Source organism: Paenibacillus sp. UNC496MF (assembly GCF_900113915.1).
GTDB classification, from domain to species: domain Bacteria; phylum Bacillota; class Bacilli; order Paenibacillales; family Paenibacillaceae; genus Paenibacillus_Z; species Paenibacillus_Z artemisiicola.
Genome location: NZ_FORE01000010.1, coordinates 323,293 through 345,353, shown reverse-complemented (window position 1 = coordinate 345,353; position 22,061 = coordinate 323,293). Strand labels below are relative to the sequence as shown.

Here is a 22,061-nt window from a genome sequence, read left to right as displayed (position 1 = left end):
TAGAAGAGTCCTATCAACAGCATTCGACCGACAAAAAAAAGCTATCCGAGCCGATTCGACCGGATAGCTGATAATAAGCTAGATATCGAGAAAATCCACGTTGGCCAGCAGCCGCTTTACCATGACCGCGGCCTCGGCGCGCGTCGCTTTGTTCTTGCCGCCGAACGACGTCGCCGTCTGGCCGGCGATGATGCCCGCCTGCACCGCCTTGGCGACGTCCGCCTGCGCCCATGTGCCGATCTTGCCGCGGTCGGCGAATTTCTTCAACGTGTCCGCCGCGGCGCCCTTGAGCGCGTATTGGACGCCCGCCGCCGCCGCCGCGCGCACCATCATCGTCGCCATTTCTTCCCGGGTGATCGGATTGTTCGCCTTGAAGCTGCCGTCCGTCATCCCCTGCACGATGCCGGACGTCGCCGCCGCGCCGATGTACGCCGCGAGCGCCGCGGACGTGTTGACGTCCTTGAACTTCGCCGCGGCCGACCGGTCGCCCGTGAGTCCGAGCCCTTTCGCGATGAACATCGCGAACTCGCCGCGCGTGACCGCTTTGTTCGGGGCGAACGCCGTGAGCGTGCTGCCTTCGACGATATACTTGTTCGCGAGGAGCTGGATGTCGTTGCGGGCCCAATGCTTCGCCAGATCGGTGAACTTGGCCGTGCCTTTCACGACGGCATAGACGCTGTTGCCTTTGCGCTTGAACGTGACGACGGATTGACCGTTCGCCTGCGTTACCTGCGTCGGCACGTACGACAGCTTGTTCGTCTGCGGATCCAGCCACACGACCGCCACTTGCTTGCCGTCGAGGTTCGCGGACGTCTTGATCGTGCGCGTGACGTACCCGCTCAGGTTGTCGACGGGCTTCGTCCGGCCGTTGTTCGTCACCGCCAGCTGGAAGCTGACCGGGTTGACGAGCGACAGGTCGCCCGCGCTGCTCAGCTGCGCGTTCAGCGCCGAAGCCAACGAACCGGCGTTGGTGTCGATGGAGACGACGAGCTGGCCGACCGGTCCGGCCGCGTTCATCATCTGCGCCAGCTGCGCGAAATTAAGCGCGCTGAGCGGGATGTCGTAGGTGACCGCCTTATAGGCCACGCCGATCGACGCGTTGGAAGCCAGCTTCTTGGCGTCCTCGAGCGCGCCGAGCGGCAGCGCGACGATCGCGGCGTTCTCCGTGCTCGGCACGGTGAAGACCACGCGCGGCACCGTGCCGCTGACGGACCTTACCGCGTTGTAGGCGGCCGTGACCTTCTCGCCCGTCAGGGCGTATTGGTTCGCCGGAATGCCGGCCGGGGACACCGTCGACGTCGTGATCGCCGCGGATGATTTGATCCCCAAGCCGCCGCCTTCAGCCGCCTCGTAATCGCCCGATGCATTATCCGCCCAGGTCGTCTGGTTAGCGGCGCCCACCTCCGTGAACGAAGCCGGCAGCACGCCCGTGACGGAGCGCGGGCCGAGACCCGCATTGCTATAGCTGACCTTCACCGCATCGCCGATCGCGACCGGCGTGTACAAGGACAACACCACGCTGGACCCGCTGACCGAAGCGTTCGAAATCGGGCGCGAGGCGTTATTGACCTTGACCGAGAACTGCGACGTCGACGCCGGATAGCTCGCGCTCAGCGCCGCCGAGAAGCTGACGGTGACCGTGCCGCCCTTCGCGATAATGCCGTTCAGGACCAGCGACGAGGTCCCGCCGTTGTTGGCCGGCATGCTGCTGAACGTCGATGCCGCGTTGCCGTACAGATCCGTTATGGCCGGCGTGCCGCCGACGTAGGTGACCACGACGGAATCCCCCGTCGAGATCGCCGTCGAGAGCGACAGCAGCACTTGCGAACCGCTGACGCTTACGCTGTAGACCGACCGGGACGCGCCGTTGACCGTGACGTAGAACGACGCCGCCGGCGGCGTCAGCGCCGTGTTCAACGCCTCGTTGTACGCGAGGGTGACGAGGGAGCCCGCGGCCGTTACGTATTGCAGCGCCGGCGCGCTCCGGTCCGTTCCGTTCTGCACGTAGAAATTGCTGAAGTTGGCGGCCGCGTTGCCCGCCAAGTCGCGCAGCGGGTAGGACTGCGCGTAATAAGATACCGATACGGTCTGTCCCGACGCCGGCGCCGCGCCGCTAAAAGCCAGGAAGACGACGCTGCCGGAGCTCGAATAGGACGTGGCCGAGCGGTAACTGCCGTCGACGTAAACCGAGAATTGCGCATAGGCGTACGAGCTGACCTGCGCGATCTCTTCGCTGAACGTCAGCACGATCGTGGTGCCGTTCAGCGAGCCGCTCACCTGGTAAGGCGCCGTCGTGTCCGGCACGTTCGTGACGATAATGCCCGAGAAACTCGCCGCCGCCGTGCCGTCCAGGTCCTTGATCGGATTCGAACCGGCCGAGTAGGATACCTTGATGACCTGGCCGTAGGACGCCGCGCTCTGCAGCGTCAGCGTCACGGTATGTCCGCCGATGGCCACGTTCGTCACCGAGCGAGCTGCGCCGTTGACCGTCACGTAGAAATTCGCGGGCGCCGGCGTTGCGGTATCCCGCGTATCCAGGTTCTCGTTGAACGCGATATCGATTTTGTTCGTGCCGACAAGCGCCGCGCCGGTCACCGTCGGAGGGCCGTACGACGAGGCGGACGTCCGGAACGCCCAGCCGTACTGGTTCAGAATCCCGTCGAACGCATTGCCGGCCAGATCGGTGACCGCTCCCGGCGAGATTTCCGCATAATAGTCCGTGTTGCCTGCCATCGTGCCGTTCACCGTGACCAGGAGCTTACGGTTGTTGTTCGGATCGATGGCATACGTGGTCGTCAGCGGGGAATTTCCCGTGCCGCTCACCCGTTTGACTGTGATTGCCGCTCCGCTCGTACCCAGCATGATCGGTTCGCTGAACGTCGCTTCCAGCTGCGTGCCCTGAAGCGGTACGTTCTGCGCCCCACTCGCCGGTACCTGAAGCACGAGCGAAGGCTTGTCGCTGTCCTGCGTCACCGTGAACGACCACGCGATGGAGCCGGACAAGCCGGCGAAATAATTCCCTTTGACGTCCGAGAACGCTTGTCCGCCGATTTCGACGTAATACCGGGCGTTATCCGCGTACGTTTTGCTCGCGTCCGTGACGGTGATTTTTGTCGTCCCACCTCCGGAGACCTTCGTAGACGTGACGGGAATGCTCGCGAACGCATTGCCCGACGGCAGCGAGCGAATGACGATGTTGCCCGTGCCCGGATAGACCGGCTCGGAGAAATTCATTTCCAGGCTGACCGTCCTCGTCGCCTGCGTGCCGAGCGGCTTCCGGTCCGCGAGCAGCGTCGGCGGCGTCGTATCGTTGCCGGGATCCGTAACGAAGCTCCAAGCCCGCGCATCCGAGATGCCCTGGAACAGCTTCGACGAATCGCCGGCATCCTTGAAGGCGCCCCCGTCGATCAGCACGTAGAAGCCGGTATTCGGCGCCAAGTCGGAAGGCGGATCGATGACGACGTCGGTTCCTCCCGTCGACGCGTTCGGTACGTACGACACGCTGCCCGAGTTCGCGCCGATGGTTTGCACCGTCGTATTGTCGGCGACTTTATTAATGGTGATCGTCCCCGTATTGGCGGCCACCGCGCCGGGGAAACTCAAAACAAGATTCGTCGTCACGCTGACCGAATAGGCGTTGTCCGCCGGCTTCAATACGGGCGTGCCGAGCGGCGGCGCCGTCGTCGTAAACCGCCATCTCGCCCCGTCGACCCCGCCGAACGGATTGCCGGCCGCGTCCTGGAACGCGCCGCTGGGCACGCTGACTTCATACGTGCTGCTGCCGTTCAATACGTTGGGCAGCGTAACGTTGATCGTCGACGTCGAGCTGCCGCTGACGCCGACGGAATTGACGGAGATGACTTGACTATCCCACGATTGGGCGACGTTCTGCACCGTAATCGAGCCGCTGGCCGCGAAGACCGGTTCGTTGAAACTCAGCTTCAAGGCCGTGCCGACGCCTGCCGTGCCGCCGTTCGCGGGCGAGAACGGGTTGGTCGCGTTCAAGGCAGGCGGCGTCGTATCGGCCGCGGCGACCGTCGTGAAGCTCCAGCCGACCGCGCTTGTCAACCCGGCGAAGTTGGCATTGTTGCTCTCGTTCGCGAACGCGCCCGCGTCGATCGTGACGTAATAGCTCGTATTGAGCGCGAAGTTCGAGCTCGGCGAGATCGTCACGACGTTCCGGTTGGCCCCCGTGCCGATCGCGACCCGGCTGTCGGTCGCGACGACGTACGATTCGAACAACGCGTTGTCCAGCTGCTTGCGAATCTGAATCGTCGCGCTGCCCGTCCCCTTGCGGACGTTCTCGTCGAACGTCAGCTTCAAATTCGTGTTCGTCGGCACGTTGGCCGTGCTCGGCAGCGGCGAGATATTGGCGATGACCGGCCCGCTCGTCGCCGCCTCCGCCCGCTTCGGTCCGGCGGCGAGGCCGCCGATCACAACCTGCAGCACCAACAGGGCCGCAATAATAAAGGATACCGCTCTGCGCATTCGCATCATATGACCCACTCCCCAACTAAAGACACTCGTATAATAGTTGTCGGCGTGGACCGGGGCGAAATGAAGACGAATGCCGAAAAAGGGCGGTTTGACACGCTTTTTCGAACGGAAGGCGAGAGGAAGGGAAAGGAAAAATCCTGGCGAGATGAGGGTAAGAAGAGGCGGGATAGCCGAAACAAGAGTCAAAAAAAAGCCGCTCCGGTGAAGGAGCGGCTTCCACTCGCGCGAGGTCGTCTTAACGAATCGCCAGCGCGTCGGCTTTCAGTTGTTCGGCTTTGTCCACGCGCTCCCACGGAGCATCGATGTCCGTGCGGCCGAAGTGGCCGTACGCAGCCGTCTTGCTGTAGATCGGGCGGCGCAGATCCAGCATTTTGATAATGCCGGCCGGGCGCAGATCGAAGTTCTTCTGGATGACTTCCACGAGCACTTCTTCGTCGACTTTGCCCGTCCCGTACGTATCCACGTTGATGGATACCGGGTTAGCAACGCCGATCGCGTAAGCCAGTTGGATTTCGCATTTCTCGGCCAGGCCGGCTGCGACGATGTTCTTCGCCACGTAACGAGCCGCATAGGCCGCGGAACGGTCGACCTTTGTCGGATCCTTGCCGGAGAATGCGCCGCCGCCGTGGCGAGCATAGCCGCCGTACGTGTCGACGATGATTTTGCGGCCCGTCAGGCCGGCATCGCCTTGCGGTCCGCCGATAACGAAGCGGCCCGTCGGGTTGATGAAATATTTCGTTTCGCCGTCCAGCCATTCGGCCGGAACGACGGGTGCGATGACATGTTTGCGGATGTCCGCTTGGATTTGCTCCAGCGAGATTTCTTCCGCATGCTGCGTGGAGACGACGATGGCGTCGACGCGCTTCGGTTTGCCGTCCACGTATTCGATCGTCACTTGCGTTTTGCCGTCCGGACGAAGGTATTCCAGCGTGCCGTCTTTGCGGACTTCGGACAGACGGCGCGAAATGCGGTGCGCCAGCGCAATCGGCAGCGGCATAAGCTCCGGCGTTTCGTTCGACGCGAAACCGAACATCAAGCCTTGGTCGCCTGCGCCAATATCTTCGTTTTCTTGGCGAACGTCTACGCCGTCGCGGGATTCCAGCGCGGCGTTAACGCCTTGCGCGATGTCCGCGGATTGCTCGTTCAGCGACGTCAGTACGGCGCACGTGCTGTAGTCGAAACCGTATTTCGCGCGGGTATAACCGATGTCTTTGATCGTGCGGCGCACGATGGCCGGAATATCGACGTAATCCGCGCGGCTGCTGATTTCGCCGATCACCAGCACCAGACCTGTGGCGACGGAAACTTCGCACGCAACGCGCGCGTAAGGGTCCACTTCGAGAAAAGCATCCAGTACCGCGTCAGAAATCTGGTCGCAGATTTTATCGGGATGCCCTTCCGTCACGGACTCGGACGTAAACAAATGGCGTCCTTTGAGAGACATGAACTTCAACCTCCTGTACTTCGTTGTTCTAAGTAAAGATGCATAACCAATCATGATTGCTGGGACTCTATAAGACATCGTCGTCCCATACCGGGATCTAACGCTGAACGTTTCGATTCCAAAAAATGAACCTTTTCCGATGCGGAAAAGGTCTCATTAAGAACTCTCTAAAGTATGATACCGAAGATGTCGCTTGGTGTCAATGGCTGACAGCGGTTTGCAGGACTGGATTTACAGCCCGTTTAAGACCTTCTCGGCTTGTTGGACGAGCCTTCTCGTGATGTTGCCGCCGATATAGCCGGCATCGCGCGTCGCGATTTGCGACCAGTTGACGTGAGCGCCGCCCGCGCCCGACGTACCGCCTAATTCGGATGCGAATTCCGTATCCGCGCCGCCTGCGCCGCCCGTCATGAGACCGAGTTCGGCAGCCAATTCATACTTCATTTGATCCAACGCTTGCGCACATTCGGGAACCAGTTTGCGATTGCTTCTCGACATTCGTAAGCACCTCCTAGTGGGATGCTTCTAGTGTGCGCGGTTAACCGGGTTCCGAAGCGGATTACTTGTTGACAGTACGGGTAAAATTAGTTACTTCGCTGCCGCCTGCGACGAATACGTGCCGCGAACCATGACGGTCAAGCCCGTCTTCTGGCCAGGCGCCGGCGTGACGCCGCGGCCGCCGCGCGGGAATAAGATGAGGTGATTGTTCGGGACCGACTTGCCGTTCGTAATATCCGTCCCGTCCGTTAGGTCGGAAATGCCGTTGCTGTCCGTACTGTAGGCCACCGCTTTGCCCGCCCGCACGATAAACTCCGCGCCGTCCTTGGCAATCAAAACTTTGCCGACCGGCACCGTCACGACTTCGACCTGTTGAAACCCGCCGCCTTGTCCGGCATCCGTCTGTCCGCCGCCGCCTCCGCCCTGCTTGGCGAGTTCCGCCTTCACCAGATCGGCGACTTGCTTATCGATGTAGCTCTTCGTGACGATCGGGTCGTTCACGGAGCCCGGAACGACCGAAGCGCTGTCACCCTCCGCCAGCGTCGGAAGCTTTAGTCCAATCCACAACGCCGCTCCGACGACCGCCAGGGAAAGCGCCAGTTTCTTGCCCGTAAATCTCACGATTTCGTCCTCCTTGCCCATCTTTCGCGTTTTCTTTCCTTAGTTTAACAATACTAGACTTATATCGGCACGTCGACTTCATTTCATGAAAAAGAGCCGGTTTTGTGTACCGGCTCTTCTCGCGATTGGTTTAATGGGTCGCTTTTCTACGGTGTTGTCGTAAACCAGTTCATTTCTTTGCTGGCCAGCAAGAGCTTGCTATTTTGGAAGACGTCGTAAACGTTGACTTTGTACGTATCGTAGTGCAGGATTTTAGACTGAATTTCCGTATCGCTGAACGAAATGGTTAGCGGATTGTCTTCCGATACCGTCAACGCCTGCTCGTTCTCTCCGGCCGTCTCCAATCCGAATTGCTGCGAATACGTTACGTGGTTGTTGTCTTGGTTGACGAATTCGATCAATAGCTTATGATCTCCGGAAATCACTTCGTAATCCCCGTTTTTCGCCAGACTGTAATCCAAGGTCATTTTCAAACCGTTAACGTCGTATAGGCCCGCGACGCTTAGGAACGCGTTGATGTAATGCAATCCTAACGTATACCCTGCAAATTGAATATCGCCAAGATCCGATTTGGTTACAGGTTCAGAAGCGCTCATTGGATACGAGACCATATTAACGAGAACCGGATTTGTGGTCCCGCCGTCGGTTCCCGTGTCTGAACCGCTTCCTCCGGTACCGCCGGCAGTACCGCCGCTGCCGGAGTTTTGTGCTTCACCACCCGCTGCTGTCAAGAGGGTTTGTCCCAAAATCAATTTATAGGAAGTCGTATCGAAGCTTTTCGGAATTGTAGCAAATGCACTCAACAAGGCTTTACCGTTCGGAGAAAGCTTATCCTTCACCGTCGCGAACTGAACGGGTACCACGATACCCTTCTGATCCACTATATAGCCACCTAAAGGAGCGATGGCGGCCGATCGCAATTCTTTGTTCACGGCTTCGAACTCGGCATAGAAGTTGTTTTTTGTCGTGCCATTAAAGATCGCCGTGCGTAGTACGTTTACCGTGGACCGTTTGCCGATGCTGTTAATCGCGTATGCTTCCTCAATCTTCTTATACGGAATATCGCTCAGCTGCTGCGCGCTGAATTGATAGAGCTGCTTGCCCGGTTTGTCCTGAACTGGCTCCGTGCTGACGAACGTAATTTTATCGATGGATGTCGTATAGGGAATTTCGGAATAGACGACGAAGTCGGCCGATGCCCCTGGAGCGATCGTAACCGAGTCATCCATGGCAACCGCTTTTTGTTCCGTTCCGATTTTGACGCCGTTGACCATGAAGTAACCGCCCAGACTCGGAATTTGTACCGTAGCCTTACTCCGATTCGTAACGGAAAGCGTTGCAACCAAAACGTCATTATCGCTTGATGGCGCGCGTTGAACCGAATTGAGTTTGACGGAGAAATCATTGTAAGTGAACGATCCTCCGAGCGACCCTTGCTGCGTTGCCGTCTGAAGCGCATACGTTCCAATAATATAGGGTTTCTCTTTGTCCGTTGCCTGTGACTTGACGACAAGCTTGGCGTTGGTCAAGTTAACATTCGTCGGAACTTGCCCCGTCAGCGAAATTGTTTTCTCAATATTCGGCAAGAGGACGGCGTTTTCTTCTTTCTCATAAGAGAGCGGATAACTTGTGCCCGATGCCGTCACGATGAAATAATCCAGCGCAGGATTCGCAATCGAGGCCGTGCCGATATTCGTCATCCGAAATTCAAGCGAGATATCCTTGCTGCTTGTGCCTTGCGATACAAAGGCTTGACCGGCGACCGTATTGGTCGGGGAACCTGACATATAAACCATACGCGTCTTCCCTGCCGGAGCAGCGCTCAACGGTTTGGTCGCAGGTAAGGCAAACACGCCCACCGGCAGCTGAACCTTGCTAGCTTCATCGTTTTGTGCAACTACTAGCGATAATGCCTTGCTGGCTACAGCAAGCGGAATTGTCGCATGCAGCGTAACGATTTTGCGTTCCTTCGGCTGGATCGTCGCTTGGTCCAAACCGGAAGCGGTGACGTTATAGACCGAAAGACTGTTTGTTTGAACGAAGAAGTTCATTTTGCTAAGATCACTGGATTGGAAGCCGACATTTTCAACGAGCAAATTCACAACCAAGTAAGCATTTGTAGCATCCGTTGTTATGTAAGATTGCTTGATCGCGCCGCGAACTTTGTTGTGATCATACAGCATCGTCGCATCTTTGAAAGGAGTGACTTTATCGGTCCCATTCGCCGGATATTGAATCGTTCCCAACGTACGCTCGTAATTGGCCACCGAGAAATCCCATTTCAACACTTGGAAGGAGAGGTCCGTCAGTTTGGTTTGGCTATCAACGACGGTATAGTAGGTCAGATATTGCGTGGATTTTGCCGGGATATCTTTAATATCCTTATCTGAGTCGATTGCGGTCGTTTTAAACGTTTTACCGGATTTCGTTTTTACGCGAAGCCAATAATCCATAAGGTCCAACGAGGAGTTGCCATTATTGGTGATACTCACTGAATAAACAAGTACCTTCCCTTGGCTTTGCATGAGGAAATGCACATCTCTTATGTTCAGATAAGCCGATGCGCTCAGCTTGACGATCTTGCTGGAAATGGAACTCGTGCTGCTGCTAGCCGCTGCCGCAACAGGCGTTACCGAAAAGTCCGCATTTTGGAACAATAAGGCCGAACTAGCTAAAGCTACGACGCCGACCTTTACCCATTTGTGAGCCACGTTCATCCCTCCTGGAATCTATACACTATTAGACGCGTCATCGTTGGGATTTGTTTCATTTCCCGGCGTTACCGGTTTGATAACTTTCCTTCAATTATAGCGTTGAAAGATGAAGAGGGTATGAACAAGTTGCAAGCAAAATGCAAAAAACAGGCGAGGAAAACCTCGCCTGTTCTTCTTAAGAAGAATGATTAAGGATTAACTACAACGACTGCAGTGTCTTGCGTGTTGTTGGAAGCGACGTAAGTAACCGTCGTGCTGCCAACTTTCAAGCCTTTCAGCTTGTTGTCAACAATCGCTTTGTCGTTAACGATGATCGAACCAACCGGAGTGGCAATTACTTTACCGTATTGGTCTTTTACCGTTACCGTGAACGCAGGAGCAGCGCCAACAGTCGTCGTGTACTCGTCTTTGTCGAACTCGACTGTTTTAACTACCGGTGCATCTTCGGAAACCGTTACTTCTTGGTCAGCTACTTTAGCGCCATTGAAGTAAGCCGATACAGTCGTTTTGCCTGCTTTCAAACCATATACCGAAGTACCGGTCGTTTTCAGGATCGACTCGTCTTGTACAGTTACGAAGTCAGGTACGTTGGAAACCAGTGCTACCGTTACGCCGCTTGCCGTTTTACCAACAAGAGTGACTGCCGTAGCGTGACCGTCCGTTTTCGTGGAACCGTCGGATTTACCATATTGCGTACCGATCGTGTCGATTGCGTACGAAGTGATGGAGCTCGAAGCTACAACATTTACAGTAAACGTGTAGTTCGTGATGCCCGTGTTAGCATCGGAGGAAACCGTGATAGTAGCAGTACCGGCAGCTTTAGCAACCAGTTTACCACCTACGTAGTCCACAACGGCTTTGTTGTCGCTGCTAACTGCGAATTTGCCTGCTGCAACGTTGGAAGTACGACCGTAGTTATCCATCAAGATGATGTTGTCTTGGTCGAAGTCGTTGCTTGCGTCAACTTCATAAGTAGTAGCTACATCTTTGATACCGTTAACTGCAGTGAACTTAGCTTCGTCACGAACTTCGACACCAATGGTGGAAGTTTGTTGAACGCCATCTACATAAACATAGATGTTCGTCGTACCAGTTTGGTTGAACGTGAACTCCAGCTCGCCTTTAGCGTTCTTAACAGGCGTGATTTCGTTGCCGAATGCATTGAATTTCACGTTAGCCAGCGACAGATCTTTAGGCGCGATTGCATTGCCGAAAGTATCTACAGCCGTGTAAGGAAGAACAACTTTCTCGCCTTTAACGACTACCGAACCGGAGTTGCCGAGTTGGAAAGTTTTCACTTTCGGAACATCGTTAACTACCAAAGCAAGGTTAGCTGTAGCTTGCGTAGCTGGGTTCGTAACCGTGATGTACACAGTTCCCGCTTTAGCAAGCGTGTTGAACGTGATTACGCCGTTCGTATCAACGGAGAAACCTTTTACGATCGCGCTGTCGCTGATGAAGAATACCAGACCAGCGTAGGAGAAGCTGTTTTGGCCAGCTGCGAGCGTCGCCGTACCAGCAGGCAGTTTAACCGTTTGACCGTTTGCGTCTACCAGCGTCATTGGAAGAACCAGACCCGTTTGGTTGACGGAAACGCGAGCGCTGCCGTTCAGCGGTTTAACATCTTCGATTTTGATCGAAGTTGCTGCGCTGCCGTTCGTTACTTTCAGCGTTTTGTTGATCGAAAGACCAGCCGCCGGGTAAACAGCAGTTACCAGGATGTTGTCGTTCAGAGCCGCTTCGTCAGCTGCGCCAGCTTGCAGGTTCAGCGTGTTGCCGTTGCCCAGTTGTTTACCCTTCGTTACGTTGTAGGAAGAGATCGTTGGGCTTACGGACATTGCTTCACCGAATTGGTTGTAAACTTTTACGCCCAGATCCTGGTTAGCTGCCGGTTGAACCGTCGTTGCCGTGATGTCGATTTTCTTAGCTGCTTCAGCTTCGATTTTCACGTTGATCGGATCGCTGCCTTTAACCGTCAATGTGAAGTCGCCAGCTGGCAGGTATGCAACGGACAGTACAGCGGACGTGTTGTCTTCCGAGTACGTTGCTGTTACAGGATAAGAAGTAGGACCGGATTTCAGTTCATACGTCAGGGCTGCTTTTTCGTCTGCACTTGCAGCATGGTTGAAAGTAACCGTGACTTTTTTAGCGCCGGATTGAACTGCTTTAACTGCTTTCAGTTCTTTTTCAACCGGTTTTGCCAGATCGTAAGTAACTTCTACCAGCAACTGACGAGTTGCGTTCGTTTGGTAGGAAGGAAGCTCAGGAAGGAGGCCGGCTTTAACAGCTGCCGCTACATAACCTTTCGCCCATGCGGACACTTTGCCGGACACTTCGCCTTCGATTGGCTCGAGACCTGCAACCAGGTCAGCAACCTTAGCGATTTGCTCGACTGTTACTTGACCGGATGGGCCGAATTTGTTAGCGCCCAGACCGTTCATCAGTTTAGCTTCCGTGGAAGCGCCGATGAATGGAGCAGCCCAGTGAGTAGCAGGAACGTCCGTGTAGATTTTTGCTGCTGCTGCGTTTTCCGTCAGCTTAGCGAGCTTCGTAAGTACTTTCGCGAACTCAGCGCGAGTCATTTGCTTATCAAGACCTGCGGAACCGTCTGGGTATCCGTTGAAGATACCGAGTTCTTTCAGAGCGTCGAATTTTTGTTGCGCAGTCAGATCAGTCGTTGCTGGAGCCGTGTCAGCGAATGCAACGGACGCCGTTGTCAGCGTCATAGCTGCCGCTACTACGAGGGATAAACTTTTTTTCATAACCTTTTTTTCTCCTCCTCTAAATTGCTTCGGGTCTTGAGAGTTTTGTTTAGGATATTGTTTGCTCGTATGTCTCATTGGCCGATTCACCCCCTTTCACGAGTTGAGCATATTCATATAAATTATGTCTGCAAAAAGTGACTCCTTGTAGGAACTTGTCGCAGAATCTTGTAAATAAAAGAAGGCATGAAAAAAATGGTAGAGACCAAACACCACTACAACATTATACAATGGGCACTTACTAGCGTAAAGAGCTAATTCACAAATCATTCCAAGCTCTATCAGAGGCCAGATAAGCTTTCTTACCGTCATCTTCATGTAATTAAACGCACTGGTTTCTAAAAAGTTGCGATGTCGAGAAAAAATCTTTTAATTTTTTTCGGCGCCACTTTTTTGGAAGTTTGTCGACGCTTTGCATGAAGCGGGACGGCTCGTCTACCACGATTCCAATTATAGAACGAATGACCTATAAACGTCGATAGATAACATTTCCCATGTATAGCGAACTCTACTAATCACTAGAAATCCATGCAAGAACAAGAAGACTGCCCGGGAATCTCCCAAGCAGTCCGATGTCATCCAGTTTAGTTCAGTTTAGGCAGCCGCTTCAGGTCGGCCATCATTTTGCCGATGATGATCGACGCGTCCGAGCGAAGCAAGCTGGAATTCGGCTCGAAGGTATAGCCTTTCTTCAAGTCCTTCGGATCGATCGGCGAGCCTTGGATATAGCCCTTCTTCGCGATAGCGAGAACCGAGGCTTTGGCATAGTAGTTGATATCCGCATAATCCTTAAACGACTTCTGCAGCGCCGCGTCGATCTTCTTCGGATCGGTCTCCAGCTTCAGATTCAGCGCGCGCGCCAGGAAAACGGCCGCGTCCGCGCGGGAGAGATTCGCCGTCGGCTCGAATGCCCGCGGCTGGGTGCCGCGAATGATGCCTTCGCGGGCAGCCGTCTCAATGTAGCTATAGTCCCACAGCGCGTCTTGGTTAATGATCGGCGGCACGTCGTCGAAGTGCGGCTTGCTTAATTCGTAGTTGAGCGGAATATCGATCGCCTTGACGACCATCCGCGTAAACTCGCCGCGCGTCGTGTACATATCCGCGCCGAAATCATCGAAGTTGGCCGCGTTCATAATGCCTTTGGAGAAAATCGCCTCCATATAGTTGCGGGCATACGGGTGGTTCGTGACGTCCGAGAACGAATACGTCATTTTCGCGACGACATAGTAGCCGAACTGATCGAATGGAACGGTAATCGTGTTTTTCTTCGTATCCACGGTTCCGCCCAGGTTGACCCAGAACTTGTTCTTCACGTCATAGCGGAACACCGTAACGATCGTGCCCGCGGTGTTGCGAATGTTCGGGTCAAACGAGAGCGCTAATGTTCCTCGCTTGGATGCGATAAGCTCGCGGTCGTCCGGACGCTCGTCATAGGTCGGAATTTTCGTGCCGGCCGGACCCGTCGCGCCTGGATACTGGTATGGATCCACGCCCATCTTCAGCGGATCGTACGTCGGCGTAGTCGTGTCGTCGGCCAAGCCGGCGTCGATCCAGTAGACCGGGCTGGACTTCGAGAAGCGCGTCGGGAACGAGACTCTGAAGCGCGTACCGAAGTTTTGCATGATCAAATCGAAGTCCGGCGGCGGGCTGTCGTATTCCCGTCGGTCGACGACGCCGTCTTCGGGATTGGCGATCGCGAACAGCAGCTTATGTCCCGTGAACACCTGGTTTTTCAAATCTGCCGGAACGTTAAAATCCTTCCGGATCAGCGCGGCGCCTTTCGGGAACGTCAGCGTAACCGCGCCGTCGAACACTTTATTGGACGTCTTCATGTCATCCAGGAACTGCGCGCCCGGAATGTTCGTCGGCGTGTACGAAACCTCGAGATAATTGCTGACTTTATCCGACGCGCTCTCGATGATGAAGTTGATTTTATTCACGCCGGGCTTTAAGCCATTGATGGTGGCTTTAAACGCATTTGGGTACTCGATGCCGTTCGCCGGATTATTATCGGCGTCGTACGCGAATTTCTCGGCGGCTTGCTTATTGATCGTGACTTTGTCGGCGCCCTTGGCGTTGATGATGACATCGACGAAGTTCTTGTTCACGATGCCTTCCGCCGGCAGGTATGGACGAAGAATCTTGTACGGCAGCACGGTCGGATCGACTTCCAGGCGATACGTCGCTTTCGGACCGGTCTCGCCGCTATTGTACACGTTAAACAGATAGACGCTGGAGCTGCCGTCGGCGTTCAGCTCTTGTTTCTTGAGCAGGAACTGGAACGCTTGCGTAGCGATATCGTAGCGCACGACAAGGTTGCCGTTGATGCTGGCATTGGCCGGATACATGCCGAGCGGCGTGTCGCCGTCGACGATTTGGAACGGATCCGTCAGCTTCCACGTCAGCGGAGTCGTCAGCGTCGCGCCCGTGATTTTGAGAATGTAATCGCTCGCCGGTACATGGCCGTTATCCGAAGCCAGCAAGAAAGTCATCTTATCGCGTATTGCTGCCTCTGATTTGCCCAAGTCGATAAAGTCGAACGTGCCGAAAATGTTCATGAACGGCTCCGTCGTATTGTAGAGCGCGCCGTTCTTCGTGAAGTTCGGATCGTTCAGGATCGGCTTCGGATCGCTGATCGTATCCGTGAACGTGAACGGGTAAACACCCGAATTGTTCGCCGGAATGATCGGCAGGTTGGTTGGCACCTTATTTACCTTTACGACTTTTTCATAGTAACTCTTCGAGCTTTGGAATACGAATTTGATCTCGTTCTCCCCGTTGAACAACGCGTTCAGTGCCTTGGCGTAGACGCTCTGTCCCGGATTCGTTGGATCTGTAGTAGAATCAAGTTCGAACTGCGTTAAATCCGTACTGGTTGCCCTCAACTGAAACGGAACATTATTAATATAGAAATAAACGGTTCTCGGTTTGTTATTCGACGTGTTGTAGTTAATCTCCGCAGTGTTGTTGATATTCTGAAGCACGCCTTTGAAATCGCCTAGCTTATTATGAATCAGGTCCGTTACGCGATCCGCGTTCGTCGAATCATCCAAAATCGTCATGCCGTCGAAAATCGTGTTGTAGCTGACATACGGGCCGTACAGCATGGTGAACTTAGCGGTGCCCGTGTTCCCCGTTCCGACTTGGACCGTGATGGTTTGCGTTCCTTCGTAAGGCAGCTTATAGAATTCCAAAATGACGCGCGTAAACACTTGCGGCACGCCGTTGACGGTACGCGTCACCGTGGAAATGTCGCGTTGGGCGTATTGGCCGGACGGAAGCGTTCCCCCTGCATTGGGCAGCTTCACTTTCGTCGGCGTCGTCGTATGACCGAAATTGTCCGCGATGCTCGTAATTGTTACGTCATCGGAACCGGCCGGGTTGCCGACCAGTACTTCGATGCCGACCGGCAGTCCGTAAATGTTTTTGCCATCGAGCGGTACGCCTTCAATGCCCTGGTAGTTCTCCGGCTTGTATCCCGGCAAGTAGTTGATTTGACTGACGAACGGTTTGTTCTTGTCATGCAGCGTGAAATACAGCGCATCCGTCCCCTGCTCGGTCGGCGTGAGATTCAAATGGGCGTTTTCTTCGTTGCGCGCCGTCAGTTTCAAATTGTACAACACGTCCAGCGATTTAGCCGTGATCGCGCCGAGGTCGATCTCGTATTGGAAGATGAAAAACTTATCCGTAGCCGACGGCGTGCCTACGATCGTCGCGTTGCTGATCGCAGATGTCAGGTCGGTATAAGAGGCATCCGTCACTTTCTTAATCGCCGCTTTCAAGGAGGCAAGCGTCTTGGTCGGATCTGGATGAGGCAGCGTCGCCTTCGTCGGCGGCGTCGTCTTTGGATCAATGACTTCTTCGTACACGCTGTTCGGTACGATGACTTTACCCGTGACCTTTAGCGTGTTGCTGGTGGTTACCACAAAGTTCGGGCTGTATTCCAGCGTTGCCGATTGCACGGTCGTGCCTGCGCTCATTTCGTTGAGATTCACGTCGTAGAACGTTACGCTTCCGTTATAGAACGCGATGTCGCGCGTCGTCTCGATGACTTGCGTGCCGTTCTTGACGCGGATCGTCACGAGGTTCTTGCCCTTCTGCAGCGTGATCGGCGCCGCGGCAAACGAATTTTCGTTGCTGCTGTTGACGGAGTACGTCTTGCTCGCGCCGTTGACGACGATCGTCACCTGCTGCGCGTTCGGCGCTTTGCCCGTGATGCTGATATCGGCTGTATCTCGGCCGCGCGACGTATTGGATTGAACTACGGTCGTGCTGCCGTTATCGCCAATCGGGAAGCTGTTGCCGTCCAGATTCGCCGTTAGATCGTACAGCATCGGTCCGTTGCGATACTCTACGTAAATGGAATTGGTTACTTCCCCGCCCCCTTGCGTGCCCTTGAACGTGATTTTGTTCAAGCCGGGGAAGAGCTGAATATTGAAAATCTGCACGTTAAAACCGTTCACCGACACGTTGCTGGTGAGGTTCTCGCGCGTGCTTCCCACTTTATCCGGGTTAGCAGGATCGATGATCTGGTACACGCTGTACGAGATCGAGGTCGGGTCGACGTTGTTGATCGTACCGGTCAAGGTAATCCGTTCGTCCGTCGTGACTCGGGGCGAGCCAATCTGGTCGCTCTCGGTCGGGAACGTGAAATTGCCCGTCGCGGCGTGGGCGGTTTCGAGCTTGCTGGCCGGCACCAACTGGATGACCAGCGCCACCAAGACGAACCATATGCCTAATTTCCTAATCACGGTAAGCCTCCTCCACTGATTCCACAATCAGAGTTTGATGTATTTCTGTTATCGGCTTCCGGCACCCGAAACTTTAGTCGCAGACCCGAAAATCCCGGCCCCCGCCGCGGCGTGCATACGCAAAAAGCCCCTTTCCCCAAAGGGAAAGGAGCTTCTACACTACCGTTATATGAAGTTATTTTGAACGCGATTGTTCCGTTCGAATTAACCGGCGCTGCAGGAAGTTGATCAGCGGCCGCCGCGACTTGTCGACGATGCCGATCAGCTCCGCGCCGATCTGGAGGAAGAACACCAAGACCAGGATAACGCCGAACGTGATCCAATTCGCCGCGTCCGACTGGACGATCGTCGATTGCAGAACCGCGCACAGTCCGAAGAACGTCGCGATCGCGTAAATGATCAGCACCGTGCGGCGGTGGCTGAAGCCGAGCTCGCGAAGGCAGTGGTGCAGGTGGCCTTTGTCCGGCGCGAAAATCGGTTTCTTGTTGACCCAGCGGCGCACGATCGCGAAGAACGTATCCGAGAGCGGCACGCCGATGATGAGCAGCGGCGTCACGAACGACACCATCGTGACCTGCTTGAAGCCAAGCATCGAAAGCGTCGCAAGCCCGAAGCCCAAGAATAGCGACCCGGTATCGCCCATGAAGATCTTGGCCGGGTGGAAGTTATACACCAGAAAGCCGATGACGCCGCCGAGCAGCAGCGCGCTCAACAGGATAACCGGCGCGAAGCCCATGACCGCGGCCATGACCAGAATCGTGCCGATCGCGATGCCGGATACGCCGGCCGCAAGACCGTCCAGGCCGTCGATTAAGTTGATCGCGTTGGTGACGCCCACGATCCAGATGATCGTGAGCGGGATGCTGATCCACGACGCGACGGGCTGCATCGCTTCGCCGAAAGGAATGTTCAGCAAATCGATTTTGACGCCGAAGCCGAAGACGACGACGCACGCCGCGATGATTTGACCAAGCAGCTTGACCTTCGCCGACAGCTCGAAGCGGTCGTCCAGCGCGCCGATGAGGACGATGATGGAGCCGCCCGCAAGCAGGGCGTTGATCAAGTTTCTATCGTAGCTGCGGAAGAGTCCTTCCGGAATAAACGGTTGTATGGCGAAGTATGCGCCGATAAATGCGGCATATATGCCCAAGCCGCCCATGCGCGGCATGATTTTCGTATGCACTTTTCGGTGGTTCGGCTTGTCGATCGCCCCGACTTTGAAAGCCAGCTTGATGACGAGCGGGGTGAGCGCCAGCGCAAGACATAATGAAATTATGAATGCGACGGTGTAGAGAACGACGTGACTCATTTCCATCTCCCTTTCATAGCTATCGCCGGAATGAATTATACGCGGTTTGAAAAAGAAACTCCACTCTCATTTTCAAGCAATTTACACGAAATAAGCGACTATTTCGCGCGCTTGGGCATGGTTTTGCGACATTTTCTCTCTCATACAACGCTTTCGCTTCGTTTTTCAGGCGCATAACTAGATGTCCGCAGGAACCAAAGACTGGATGAGTGGTGGCGTCTATATCTAGATTAACGAATTTTTGCGGCGATTTGTTTCGCCGGGATGCGCGCTTCTTCCTTCAGGCGGTCGATCGCGGAACCGTGCGACGCCCGCCACTGCGCCGGATCGTCGAGCAGCCTGCCCATCGCGGCCGCGAACGCGTCCGGATCGAGCGACTCCGTCGTGCCGACGGCTTTGAGCCCGAGCCGGTTCAGGAACTGGTCGATCTTCGGGTCGTACGACAGGCCGACGAGCGGCACGAGCTGATTCGCCGCGTAGATAAGCGCATGAAGCCGCATGCCGAACAAGGCGTCGCACCGGCTGACTTCGAGCAGCATCTGCTGCGGATCGTCGCCGGGCTCGGCGATTTCGGCCACGCTGGCGCCAAGCTCGCCCAGCTGCGCGATCACCTGCCGGGACGTCTCGGCGTCCGCCGGCGTGTGGAACGGCAGGAACCGCAGCCGCACCGCCCGGCTGCGGGCCAGCGCGCCAAGCGCGGCGGCCGCGCGCGCCAGGTCGGCGCCGTCCTTGCGCCAATGCCGCAAGGACACGCCGACCACCGGCAGCGGCGAATCCGCCGCCGGCGCCCCCGCGCCCGCAAGCGGCTGCGCTGTCGGGAGCGGCAGCGCCATGACCGGATCGGGCACCACGTCGATCCGGTCGAGCGGCACCCCCATCCGCCCGAGCAGCTCGGCGGATTCCGCGTCGCGCACGGACACGTACGCGCTGCGCCGCATGACGCCCCGGATGAGCCGGTCCATCCACCGGCGATTCACGGGGCCGATGCCCTGCGCGTAGATGAACGTCGGCTTGCGCAGCAGCTGCGCCAGCTTGATGATGCCCGTATAATACGGGATCGTCGCCGCGCCGGTCGCGTCCTGCAGCAGGCTGCCGCCGCCGCTGATGAGACCGTCGCTGCCGCGAAGCGCGCGCACGATCTCGCCCAGCTTCATGCGATGGACGGCTTCGACGCCGTACATCGCGCTCGTCCAGGCCGGATCGACCGACAGCACGACCGGCTCGATCCGAACGCCCTGCGCCGCGCCTTCTTCCGCCAGCGCGAACAGGATCGATTTCAGTACGGCTTCGTCGCCGCTGTTGCGAAACCCGTAATAGCCGGATATAACTACGCGGCGGATTTGGGGGCCGGTTTGGCCTTGAAGAACCGCGGTGCCCATAGCTTCCATGCTCCTTCCAAGACCTGCCACACGCCGATCAGCACCAAGCCGATCAAGGCGCCCAGCACCAGGCCGAGCAAGTCGCGAATGATGGAGATCGCAAGCGGCGTATGAATATGCGCGAACGTATCCACCATCGACAGCTGGCCGATCGATCCTACGATAAATAATACCCACGCCGCGCGGTAGCGAAGCGCAAGGAATAATCCGGCAAAGAAGAGCGGGTGCGACAACAGGAATTCCTTCGTTCTCGGACGCACGCCGAACGTCGTCTCCAAGAAGTTGCGGAACGTGAGCTCAATCGTCGAAGCCGAGCCTTCGTTGCCGGTCCGCGACAAGTAGTACAAGCCCAGCACGCCCACGACCGCCGCGACGGCCACCCAGAGCACCGTGATCTGCATTTTCAGCAGCTTCCGGATATTGCCGATGACGGAGTCGCCCGTATAGAGCAGCAGGTAGAGCGCCGTCAAGGCGATCGGAGCCAGATGCAGCAGGCTGACGCCGCGGAACTGCTCCAGCACGAGCTTGTACGTGATGTTGTTCAGCAGCCCGACCACGAACGGAATGCCGCACAGCGAGATGACCGACGTCGTCGCGAAGATCGCCACGGCCATCAGGAGACGGCGTCCCGCGGTGATGCCCGGGAAAATCCAGCGGAGCTGGCCGTCCGCGCGGGCAGCGGCGTTGCCGTCCGTCGCGCCGATCGGCCGGCGGTTGCCGACGGTATGCGTCCGCACGCGGCGAATGGCCCAAACCATCGCCAGCGTCGGCGCGCTAATCGCGGCGCCGAGCGCCAGGCCCTGCTCGAAGATCGACTTGGACAGGACGTACAGCCCCGCGCTGCCGATCAAGCCGATCAGGAACACCGGAATGGCGACGCCCGGCAGGAAGACCTGAATCAGCAGCGCGATGAACGCGACGGCTCCGAGCGCGACGAGCGCCTTCAGCGGCTTCAGCCAGGACGGCGATTCGTAGTCGAACGGCAGCGCCGGTCCCGGTTCGTACCCGAGCTTGTCCAGCTTCGCGAGGAAGCCGTCCTTGCCCTCCAGCGACTTGTAGATGTTATCCATCGGATCCGTGATGGACGACTTCGCGGCATTGCTGGCCGGCGCGGCATTAATATAGAACATTCGGATGCTGCGGTCCTTCACGGCCAACTGGAAGCGGTCCGCGATGTCAAGCGGCTTCATGCCCGCGGCGTCCTTGTCCGGCAGCGAATACAGCCGGGCGACGTTATAATGCGTCAGGTAAGCAAGCGTGCCCAGACCCTGTTGAGGCTTAGAATTCTCAATGGTCGAGATTCCGATACCATGCTTATTGAGCGTCTCGGCGAAATGCGTCAGCGTCTTCTTCTCGGCGTTGTCCGCGAAGCCCTTGACCGCGTTGCCGTCGAACAGGATCCGCGTGACGCCGAGCGCTTCGTAGGACGCCATCAGCTTGTCCACTTCTTCGGCGTTGTACGGAATGCGGTCGGACAAGCGCGGCACGATGCGGAAGCCGGCGTCGTGAAGCATTTGAACGGCGGCCGGGTCCGTCTGCATCGTCTTCAGCATGGCGTCTTCGACCGGCGTTTCGATCGCGAGGCCGTTGTTGCCTTTGAAGCTCCACGGCGCCGTGGCGATGCCCCATTGCTTGAACGTGTCTTCGATCACGGGGCGAAGCGCGTCTTCGTCCGGCTTGGAATTGAACAGCAGGTACGTGAAATTCTCGTCCTGCTTCAGCGGCTTGCCCTGCAGGTCGCTCAGCGTGGCCGAGCTGTACAGCGAGATGCGTCCGCCCCATTTGAGCTCTTGCAGCGACGTTTCGTAGACGGCCATCGACCCGATGCCGGCCGCCTTCATTTTGACCAGCTCGTCCCGCACGTATTGCTGCGGATGGTTTTTGTAGGCCGCCACTTGAAGGAGGTCCCGGTAGTCGAACACGAGCTCCACTTGCTTGGACGAACGCTCGACCTTCCAGCGCTCGGCGCCTACGGGGATAGCCGCGATGATGCCGATAATGATCAGTACGCTTAAAACGGCGACTGCCTTACGATTCCATTGGTGCCAGTTCTGACGCACAACTTCCACTCCTTAACATAAATCCG

Annotated in this window: 10 protein-coding genes; all 10 read right to left on the bottom strand. The window is 56.5% G+C overall.

Annotated elements, in window-relative coordinates; genetic code table 11:
• Positions 1 to 78 precede the first annotated feature (78 nt).
• The 10 genes from BMZ79_RS19380 to BMZ79_RS19335 all read right to left on the bottom strand — a co-directional run bounded on the left by BMZ79_RS19380 (position 79) and on the right by BMZ79_RS19335 (position 22,035).
• A complete protein-coding gene (locus tag BMZ79_RS19380; protein WP_256252843.1) occupies positions 79 to 4,494 on the bottom strand; it encodes an Ig-like domain-containing protein in 4,416 nt (1,471 codons plus the stop codon).
• Positions 4,495 to 4,732: 238 nt separating this feature from the next.
• Positions 4,733 to 5,941 (bottom strand): methionine adenosyltransferase, encoded by a 1,209-nt coding sequence (metK, locus tag BMZ79_RS19375; RefSeq protein ID WP_090642595.1) that lies wholly within the window; start codon positions 5,939 to 5,941, stop codon positions 4,733 to 4,735.
• Positions 5,942 to 6,172: 231 nt separating this feature from the next.
• Positions 6,173 to 6,439, bottom strand: coding sequence for an alpha/beta-type small acid-soluble spore protein (locus BMZ79_RS19370; protein ID WP_090642593.1), 267 nt, complete (start codon positions 6,437 to 6,439; stop codon positions 6,173 to 6,175).
• Between the two features lie 90 nt (positions 6,440 to 6,529).
• Positions 6,530 to 7,060: a hypothetical protein gene (locus tag BMZ79_RS19365; RefSeq protein ID WP_090642744.1), complete on the bottom strand. Its 531-nt coding sequence runs from the start codon at positions 7,058 to 7,060 to the stop codon at positions 6,530 to 6,532.
• A 146-nt stretch (positions 7,061 to 7,206) separates the two neighbouring features.
• Positions 7,207 to 9,771: a DUF4352 domain-containing protein gene (locus tag BMZ79_RS19360; protein ID WP_143088995.1), complete on the bottom strand. Its 2,565-nt coding sequence runs from the start codon at positions 9,769 to 9,771 to the stop codon at positions 7,207 to 7,209.
• A gap of 191 nt (positions 9,772 to 9,962) precedes the next feature.
• Entirely contained in the window at positions 9,963 to 12,614 is a 2,652-nt protein-coding gene (locus BMZ79_RS19355; RefSeq protein ID WP_090642590.1) for an S-layer homology domain-containing protein, read from the bottom strand.
• 506 nt (positions 12,615 to 13,120) lie between these two features.
• Complete coding sequence (locus tag BMZ79_RS19350) at positions 13,121 to 17,287, bottom strand: S-layer homology domain-containing protein (protein WP_143088994.1); 4,167 nt, start codon at positions 17,285 to 17,287, stop codon at positions 13,121 to 13,123.
• A 175-nt stretch (positions 17,288 to 17,462) separates the two neighbouring features.
• Entirely contained in the window at positions 17,463 to 18,602 is a 1,140-nt protein-coding gene (locus BMZ79_RS19345; protein ID WP_371263748.1) for a glycosyltransferase family 4 protein, read from the bottom strand.
• Between the two features lie 224 nt (positions 18,603 to 18,826).
• Positions 18,827 to 19,975 carry a polysaccharide pyruvyl transferase CsaB gene (csaB, locus tag BMZ79_RS19340; RefSeq protein WP_090642586.1) on the bottom strand — a complete coding sequence of 383 codons (1,149 nt, stop codon included), beginning with the start codon at positions 19,973 to 19,975 and terminating at the stop codon, positions 18,827 to 18,829.
• Positions 19,924 to 22,035 carry a DUF5693 family protein gene (locus BMZ79_RS19335; protein WP_090642584.1) on the bottom strand — a complete coding sequence of 704 codons (2,112 nt, stop codon included), beginning with the start codon at positions 22,033 to 22,035 and terminating at the stop codon, positions 19,924 to 19,926. The genes csaB and BMZ79_RS19335 overlap by 52 nt, the downstream gene beginning before the upstream one ends.
• Positions 22,036 to 22,061 lie beyond the last annotated feature (26 nt).

Bases quoted from the DNA above. Each gene is read 5' to 3' on its own strand.
- BMZ79_RS19380 (WP_256252843.1), bottom strand. From the start codon at position 4,494: ATGCGAATGCGCAGAGCGGTATCCTTTATTATTGCGGCCCTGTTGGTG.
- metK (WP_090642595.1), bottom strand. From the start codon at position 5,941: ATGTCTCTCAAAGGACGCCATTTGTTTACGTCCGAGTCCGTGACGGAA.
- BMZ79_RS19370 (WP_090642593.1), bottom strand. From the start codon at position 6,439: ATGTCGAGAAGCAATCGCAAACTGGTTCCCGAATGTGCGCAAGCGTTG.
- BMZ79_RS19355 (WP_090642590.1), bottom strand. From the start codon at position 12,614: ATGAGACATACGAGCAAACAATATCCTAAACAAAACTCTCAAGACCCG.
- BMZ79_RS19345 (WP_371263748.1), bottom strand. From the start codon at position 18,602: ATGGAAATGAGTCACGTCGTTCTCTACACCGTCGCATTCATAATTTCA.
- csaB (WP_090642586.1), bottom strand. From the start codon at position 19,975: ATGGGCACCGCGGTTCTTCAAGGCCAAACCGGCCCCCAAATCCGCCGC.